This is a genomic window from Saccharopolyspora sp. NPDC002686, assembly GCF_040295745.1.
In the GTDB taxonomy this organism is placed as follows: domain Bacteria; phylum Actinomycetota; class Actinomycetes; order Mycobacteriales; family Pseudonocardiaceae; genus Saccharopolyspora; species Saccharopolyspora oryzae.
The window spans coordinates 1-7,344 of sequence record NZ_JBEOVY010000367.1; the positions used below are offsets into that span (position 1 = coordinate 1).

The 7,344-nt window shown below is 67.2% G+C and carries 12 protein-coding genes; all 12 read left to right on the forward strand.

From position 1 onward, the window contains the following. Positions 1-232: 232 nt before the first annotated feature. The 12 genes from tuf (at position 233) to rpsQ (ending at position 7,305) form a co-directional block, all read left to right on the forward strand. On the forward strand, positions 233-1,426 hold the full coding sequence (gene tuf, locus ABTZ89_RS32630; protein WP_270947598.1) for an elongation factor Tu: 1,194 nt from the start codon (positions 233-235) through the stop codon (positions 1,424-1,426). Positions 1,427-1,937: 511 nt separating this feature from the next. Continuing rightward, complete coding sequence (gene rpsJ / locus ABTZ89_RS32635) at positions 1,938-2,243, forward strand: 30S ribosomal protein S10 (RefSeq protein WP_009948626.1); 306 nt, start codon at positions 1,938-1,940, stop codon at positions 2,241-2,243. Between the two features lie 33 nt (positions 2,244-2,276). Continuing rightward, on the forward strand, positions 2,277-2,927 hold the full coding sequence (gene rplC / locus ABTZ89_RS32640; protein WP_270947599.1) for a 50S ribosomal protein L3: 651 nt from the start codon (positions 2,277-2,279) through the stop codon (positions 2,925-2,927). Beyond that, positions 2,927-3,610 (forward strand): 50S ribosomal protein L4, encoded by a 684-nt coding sequence (gene rplD, locus ABTZ89_RS32645; RefSeq protein WP_270947600.1) that lies wholly within the window; start codon positions 2,927-2,929, stop codon positions 3,608-3,610. The genes rplC and rplD overlap by 1 nt, the downstream gene beginning before the upstream one ends. Then, entirely contained in the window at positions 3,607-3,906 is a 300-nt protein-coding gene (rplW, locus tag ABTZ89_RS32650) for a 50S ribosomal protein L23 (RefSeq protein WP_270947601.1), read from the forward strand. The genes rplD and rplW overlap by 4 nt, the downstream gene beginning before the upstream one ends. A gap of 29 nt (positions 3,907-3,935) precedes the next feature. After that, a complete protein-coding gene (gene rplB, locus ABTZ89_RS32655; protein ID WP_270947602.1) occupies positions 3,936-4,769 on the forward strand; it encodes a 50S ribosomal protein L2 in 834 nt (277 codons plus the stop codon). Between the two features lie 18 nt (positions 4,770-4,787). Continuing rightward, a complete protein-coding gene (gene rpsS / locus ABTZ89_RS32660) occupies positions 4,788-5,069 on the forward strand; it encodes a 30S ribosomal protein S19 (RefSeq protein WP_270947603.1) in 282 nt (93 codons plus the stop codon). A gap of 43 nt (positions 5,070-5,112) precedes the next feature. Continuing rightward, positions 5,113-5,532 (forward strand): 50S ribosomal protein L22, encoded by a 420-nt coding sequence (rplV, locus tag ABTZ89_RS32665; protein WP_029536138.1) that lies wholly within the window; start codon positions 5,113-5,115, stop codon positions 5,530-5,532. Beyond that, positions 5,532-6,365: a 30S ribosomal protein S3 gene (gene rpsC / locus ABTZ89_RS32670; RefSeq protein WP_270947604.1), complete on the forward strand. Its 834-nt coding sequence runs from the start codon at positions 5,532-5,534 to the stop codon at positions 6,363-6,365. Before rplV ends, rpsC begins: the two co-directional genes overlap by 1 nt. A 3-nt stretch (positions 6,366-6,368) precedes the next feature. Continuing rightward, positions 6,369-6,788, forward strand: coding sequence for a 50S ribosomal protein L16 (gene rplP / locus ABTZ89_RS32675; protein WP_270947605.1), 420 nt, complete (start codon positions 6,369-6,371; stop codon positions 6,786-6,788). Beyond that, positions 6,788-7,030 carry a 50S ribosomal protein L29 gene (gene rpmC / locus ABTZ89_RS32680; protein ID WP_270929395.1) on the forward strand — a complete coding sequence of 81 codons (243 nt, stop codon included), beginning with the start codon at positions 6,788-6,790 and terminating at the stop codon, positions 7,028-7,030. The genes rplP and rpmC overlap by 1 nt, the downstream gene beginning before the upstream one ends. Continuing rightward, the gene (gene rpsQ / locus ABTZ89_RS32685; RefSeq protein WP_093155214.1) at positions 7,027-7,305 is read left to right on the forward strand and encodes a 30S ribosomal protein S17; all 279 of its coding nucleotides are present in this window, start codon (positions 7,027-7,029) and stop codon (positions 7,303-7,305) included. Before rpmC ends, rpsQ begins: the two co-directional genes overlap by 4 nt. Positions 7,306-7,344 lie beyond the last annotated feature (39 nt).

A 7,344-nucleotide genomic window follows, 5' to 3' on the forward strand; every position in this document is an offset into this window, starting at 1 on the left:
GGTCGAACATGAACTCCGCGGCCTCGCCCAGGTTCACGATCCACTCGGCCAGCGGCGGGCTCTTCACGCCGTAGGCCATGTTCTGCGCGTAGATCAAGCACACCTCGGGGTTGCCCCCGCAGATCCCCGAGATCCGCAAGGGCAGCGGCCCGCACGTCACCTACCCGACAGGACTCCGCCTGGCACACCAAGTCGTACGGCGGAAAGTTAACAAGTCCAGGAGGACAATCCAGTGGCTAAGGCGAAGTTCGAGAGGGACAAGCCGCACGTCAACATCGGGACCATCGGTCACGTTGACCACGGCAAGACCACGCTCACCGCGGCCATCACCAAGGTTCTGCACGACAAGCACCCGGAGCTGAACCCCTTCACGCCGTTCGACGAGATCGACAAGGCGCCGGAGGAGCGCGAGCGCGGCATCACCATCCAGATCGCGCACGTCGAGTACCAGACCGAGAAGCGTCACTACGCTCACGTCGACGCCCCGGGTCACGCCGACTACGTGAAGAACATGATCACCGGTGCCGCGCAGATGGACGGCGCGATCCTGGTGGTCGCGGCGACCGACGGCCCGATGCCGCAGACCCGCGAGCACGTGCTGCTGGCCCGCCAGGTCGGCGTGCCGTACATCCTGGTCGCGCTGAACAAGTCCGACATGGTCGACGACGAGGAGATCCTCGAGCTCGTCGAGATGGAGGTCCGCGAGCTGCTGTCCGCCCAGGACTTCCCGGGCGACGACGTGCCGGTGGTCCGCGTCTCCGCGCTGAAGGCGCTCGAGGGCGACGCCGAGTGGGCCGAGAAGATCGTCGAGCTGATGGACGCGGTCGACGAGAACGTCCCGGACCCGGTCCGCGACGTCGAGAAGGCCTTCCTGATGCCGATCGAGGACGTCTTCTCGATCACCGGCCGCGGCACCGTCGTGACCGGCCGCATCGAGCGCGGCGTCATCAACGTGAACGAGGAGGTGGAGATGGTCGGTATCAAGGAGAAGCCGATCAAGACCACCGTCACCGGCGTTGAGATGTTCCGCAAGCTGCTCGACCAGGGCCAGGCGGGCGACAACGTGGGTCTGCTGATCCGCGGCGTCAAGCGCGAAGAGGTCGAGCGCGGCATGGTCGTCGTGAAGCCCGGCACCACCACCCCGCACACCGAGTTCGACGCGCAGGTCTACATCCTGTCGAAGGACGAGGGCGGGCGTCACACGCCGTTCTTCAACAACTACCGTCCGCAGTTCTACTTCCGGACCACCGACGTGACCGGTGTGGTGACCCTCCCCGAGGGCACCGAGATGGTCATGCCGGGCGACGACACCGCGATGTCGGTGCAGCTGATCCAGCCCATCGCGATGGACGAGGGTCTGCGCTTCGCCATCCGCGAGGGTGGCCGCACCGTCGGTGCCGGTCGCGTCACCAAGATCCACAAGTGACGTGGCGAGGGCCCGCTTCCGCTCCGGTGGAGGCGGGCCCTCTGCTTTTCGGTGACTTCGGTCGCTGAAAGCGACCCCCGATTTTGGCTGGCACAGGCTGTGTGTCATCCTGTATGGGTTGCTCGTTCAGGGCGGCTGGAAATTCGGAGCACTTCGAAGGTCCGGCCGCCTTGCTGCGAGAGCCTCGGGCCCTTGTTCTGGTTCAGGACCGCTCTCTGGTGGTGCTGATGCCGCCGGTTTCCGGTTGGCGGACCGAACGGGGCGCAAGAAGGTGTACGAGCCGCGAGGCTCACCCCATCGGCGACGTTCGTGGGGACCGGTCTGCGATAGCTGGGCGACACGCCCGACCGCGTGTACCGGGCACCAGATACCTGAACAGGGGCGGACTGAGAGCTGTGGCGGCTCCCGGGATCGGGGACCACACCAGGCTGAAGCCGCGTGGGGCACCGGTGCGGTGCGCCCGCACCCAAGACCAAACCGCGGCACGAGACTAGAGGAACGGCAAGCCACTATGGCGGGACAGAAGATCCGCATCCGGCTCAAGGCCTACGACCACGAGGCGATCGACGCGTCTGCGCGCAAGATCGTCGAGACCGTGACGCGCACCGGCGCTCGGGTCGTTGGGCCGGTGCCGCTGCCCACGGAGAAGAACGTCTACTGCGTCATCCGCTCCCCGCACAAGTACAAGGACTCGCGGGAGCACTTCGAGATGCGGACGCACAAGCGGCTCATCGACATCCTCGAACCGACGCCGAAGACGGTTGACGCGCTGATGCGCATCGACCTGCCGGCCAGCGTCGACGTGAACATCCAGTAAGCGGCGACGAGGTAGCTGGAGAGAACGAGACCTATGTCTGACAGGCAGATCAAGGGGATTCTGGGCACCAAGCTCGGCATGACCCAGGTCTTCGACGACAAGAACCGGATTGTCCCGGTGACGGTCGTTCAGGCCGGGCCGAACGTGGTTACCCAGATTCGGACCCCCGAGAAGGACGGCTACTCGGCCGTGCAGCTGGCGTTCGGCGCCATCGACCCGCGCAAGGTGAACAAGCCGCGGAGCGGCCACTTCACCAAGGCCGGCGTCACCCCGCGCCGCCACGTCGTCGAGCTGCGCACCGCGGACGCCGGCGAGTACGAGCTGGGCCAGGAGATCAGCGCCGACCTCTTCGAGGCGGGCGCCGTGGTCGACGTGGTCGGCACCAGCAAGGGCAAGGGCTTCGCGGGCACCATCAAGCGCCACGGCTTCCGCAGCCAGGGCGCGAGCCACGGTACCCAGGCGGTGCACCGCAAGCCCGGTTCCATCGGTGGCTGCGCCACCCCCGGTCGCGTGTTCAAGGGCATGCGGATGGCCGGGCGCATGGGTCGGGACCGCGTCACCACCCAGAACCTGAAGGTCCACAAGGTGGAGGCCGAGACCGGTCTCCTGCTGATCAAGGGCGCAGTGCCCGGCCCCAAGGGCGGCCTGGTCCTGGTCAAGAGCCCTGCGAAGGGTGGTGCGTGATGAGCCTGACGCTCGACGTCCGTACCCCGGACGGTAAGACCGACGGCACCGTCGAACTGCCCGCCGAGATCTTCGACGCGCAGGCGAACGTGGCGCTGATGCACCAGGTCGTGGTGGCCCAGCTGGCCGCTGCGCGCCAGGGCACCCACGCCACCAAGACGCGCGGCATGGTGTCCGGCGGCGGCAAGAAGCCGTACCGCCAGAAGGGCACCGGCAACGCCCGCCAGGGCTCGATCCGCGCCCCGCAGTTCACCGGCGGTGGCACCGTCCACGGCCCGCAGCCGCGGGACTACTCCCAGCGGACCCCGAAGAAGATGAAGGTCGCCGCCCTGCGCGGTGCCCTCTCCGACCGGGTTCGCGCCGGCCAGCTGCACGTGGTGACCGGTGTGGTCGGCGGCGAGCAGCCGTCCACCAAGTCGGCCAAGACCGCGCTGCGGAACTGGACCGAGTCCAAGAAGGTTCTGGTTGTGCTCAACCGCCACGAGGAGGAGAACTCCTGGCTGAGCCTGCGGAACCTGCAGAACGTGCACCTGATCGACCCCGGTCAGCTGAACACCTACGACGTGCTGAACAGCGACGACGTGGTGTTCACCAAGGCCGCGTTCGAGCGCTTCGTCGCTGGTCCGGCCAAGGGCCGGTCGGTCAAGGCCGCCGCGTCTTCCGCCGAGGAGGCAGAGCAGTGAGCGCCGACCCGCGAGACATCATCCTGGCGCCGGTGATCTCCGAGAAGAGCTACGGGCTCCTCGAGCAGGGGCAGTACACCTTCCTGGTGGACCCCCGCTCGAACAAGACCGAGATCAAGATCGCGGTCGAGAAGATCTTCGACGTCAAGGTCACCAGCGTCAACACGATCAACCGCGAGGGCAAGCGCAAGCGGAGCCGCACCGGCTTCGGCAAGCGCAAGAACACCAAGCGGGCGATCGTCACCCTGTCGCCGGAGAGCAAGCCGATCGAGATCTTCGGCGGACCGGCCGCCTGAGGGCTGATTAGGACGAGGTTGCGTTAACCATGGGCATTCGCAAGTACAAGCCGACGACGCCGGGGCGTCGTGGCAGCAGCGTGTCCGACTTCGCCGAGATCACCCGGTCGGAGCCGGAGAAGTCGCTCGTGCGTCCGCTGAACCGCAAGGCGGGTCGCAACGCGCAGGGCAAGATCACCACGCGCCACAAGGGCGGCGGTCACAAGCGGGCCTACCGCTTGATCGACTTCCGTCGCAACGACAAGGACGGTGTGCCGGCCAAGATCGCGCACATCGAGTACGACCCGAACCGCAGTGCTCGGATCGCGCTCCTGCACTACGCCGACGGCGAGAAGCGCTACATCATCGCGCCGAACAACGTGAAGCAGGGCGACGCGATCGAGAGCGGTCCTCGGGCCGACATCAAGCCGGGCAACAACCTGCCGCTGCGCAACATCCCGACCGGCACCGTGATCCACGCGATCGAGATCCGCCCCGGACAGGGCGCGAAGATCGCTCGCTCGGCCGGTGCCCGGGTGCAGCTGGTGGCCAAGGACGGCCCGTACGCCCAGCTGCGGATGCCTTCGGGCGAGATCCGCAACGTGGACGCGCGGTGCCGGGCCACCGTCGGCGAGGTCGGCAACTCGGAGCACGCCAACATCAACTGGGGCAAGGCCGGCCGCATGCGGTGGAAGGGCAAGCGCCCGACCGTCCGCGGTGTCGTCATGAACCCGGTGGACCACCCGCACGGTGGTGGTGAGGGTAAGACCTCCGGTGGTCGACACCCGGTCAACCCGAAGGGCAAGCCGGAGGGTCGCACCCGCCGCAACAAGCCCAGTGACAAGCTCATCGTCCGCCGCCGTCGCACCGGCAAGAAGCGCTGAGCAGGGAGGTAAGCAAACATGCCACGCAGCCTGAAGAAGGGCCCGTTCGTGGACGACCACCTGCTCAAGAAGGTGGACGCGCTGAACGAGTCCAACAAGAAGACCGTGATCAAGACCTGGTCCCGCCGGTCCACGATCATTCCGGACATGCTGGGGCACACCTTCGCGGTGCACGACGGCCGGAAGCACGTCCCGGTGTTCGTCACCGAGGCGATGGTCGGGCACAAGCTGGGCGAATTCGCCCCGACCCGCACCTTCAAGGGCCACGTCAAGGAAGACCGGAAGTCGCGCCGCCGCTGAGGCGGGTCTGTGACACGAACGAGTAAGAGCAAGGGGTAGCAGGATGACAGCCCGTACCGACTCCACTGCAGCGGAGGAATTCCCGCACGCAGTGGCGCGGGCCCGGTTCGTCCGCGTGTCGCCGATGAAGGCGCGCCGCGTGGTCGAGCTCATCAAGGGCCGGAGTGCCGCCGATGCCCTGGCCGTGCTCCAGTTCGCGCCGCAGACCGCCAGCGGTCCGGTGTCGAAGGTGCTCGCCAGTGCGATCGCCAACGCTGAGAACAACCTCTCCCTCGACCCGGAGACGCTGGTCGTGCGCCACGCCTACGTGGACGAGGGGCCGACGTTGAAGCGGTTCCGGCCGCGCGCGCAGGGCCGTGCGTACCGGATCCGCAAGCGGACCAGCCACATCACGGTCGAGGTCGAGTCCCGGCCGAAGGCGGCGACCAAGTCCCGAAAGAGCCAGAAGGGGAGTGCCCGGTAGTGGGTCAGAAGATCAACCCGCACGGCTTCCGACTCGGCATCACCACGGACTGGAAGTCCCGCTGGTACGCCGACAAGCAGTACTCGGAGTACGTCGCGGAGGACGTCAAGATCCGCCGGCAGCTGTCTCGCGGCATGGAGCGCGCTGGGATCTCGAAGGTTGAGATCGAGCGCACCCGCGAGCGGGTCCGCGTGGACATCCACACCGCTCGGCCGGGCATCGTGATCGGTCGCCGCGGTGCTGAGGCGGACCGCATCCGCGGTGCGCTGGAGAAGCTGACCGGCAAGCAGGTCCAGCTGAACATCCTCGAGGTCAAGAACCCCGAGGCGGACGCCCAGCTGGTCGCGCAGGGCGTGGCCGAGCAGCTGTCCAACCGCGTGTCCTTCCGCCGCGCGATGCGCAAGGCCATCCAGTCGGCCATGCGTTCGCCGCAGGTCAAGGGCATCCGGGTGCAGTGCGGCGGTCGTCTGGGCGGCGCGGAGATGTCCCGCTCGGAGTTCTACCGCGAGGGTCGGGTCCCGCTGCACACGCTGCGCGCGGACATCGACTACGGCTTCTTCGAGGCCCGCACCACCTTCGGGCGCATCGGCGTCAAGGTGTGGATCTACAAGGGCGAGCTGGTCGGTGGCCTGAAGCAGAAGCAGCAGGAGTCCGAGGTCCGCCCGCCGCGCGGCGGCGACCGCGGTGACCGCGGTGGCCGTTCGGACCGCGGCGGTCGTCGCCGGGGTGCCGGCGCGGACCGCGCTGCAGCTGACAAGTCCGCCAAGGCCGAGAAGGCCGCGGAGGGCGAGCAGCCGCAGGCTGCACCGGCTGAAGAGAAGACGGAGGGCTGAGACGTGCTCGTCCCACGCAGGGTGAAGTGGCGCAAGAGCCACGCACCGAAGCGCAAGGGCTTCGCCAAGGGTGGCACCAAGATCAGCTTCGGTGAGTACGGCATTCAGGCGATCGAGCACGGCTACGTGACCAACCGCCAGATCGAATCGGCCCGTATCGCGATCAACCGGCACGTCAAGCGTGGCGGCAAGGTGTGGATCAACATCTTCCCGGACCGCCCGCTGACCAAGAAGCCCGCCGAAACCCGTCAGGGTTCCGGTAAGGGTTCGCCGGAGTCCTGGGTCGCCAACGTCAAGCCCGGACGCATCATGTTCGAGCTGACCTTCCCGAACGAGAAGACGGCGATCGAGGCGCTGACCCGTGCGGCGCACAAGCTCCCGATGAAGTGCAAGATCGTGTCCCGCGAGGGTGGTGACTTCTGATGGCAGCGGGTGTCACCGCTTCCGAGCTCCGCGAGCTTAACGACGAGGAGCTCGTCCAGCGGCTGAAGGAAGCGAAGGAGGAGCTGTTCAACCTCCGCTTCCAGATGGCCACCGGTCAGCTGAGCAACAACCGGCGGCTGCGCACGGTCCGGCAGGACATCGCCCGGATCTACACGATCATGCGAGAGCGTGAACTCGGCCTGACGGTTTCCCCCGAAGGCGCTGAGGAGGGCGCGGCATGAGCGAGAAAGAAGGACAGGGCGTGGAGCGCAACCGTCGCAAGGTGCGCGAGGGCTACGTCGTCTCGGACAAGATGGACAAGACGATCGTGGTCTCCCTCGAGGACCGCAAGAAGCACGCCCTCTACGGCAAGGTCATGCGCCAGACCAGCAAGGTCAAGGCGCACGACGAGGCCAACTCGGCCGGCGTCGGCGACCGCGTGCTGCTGATGGAGACTCGGCCGCTGTCGGCCAGCAAGCGCTGGCGGCTCGTCGAGATCCTCGAGAAGGCCAAGTAAGACGAAGGTGTGCGGCCCGGCTGGCCGCGGGGAAACCCA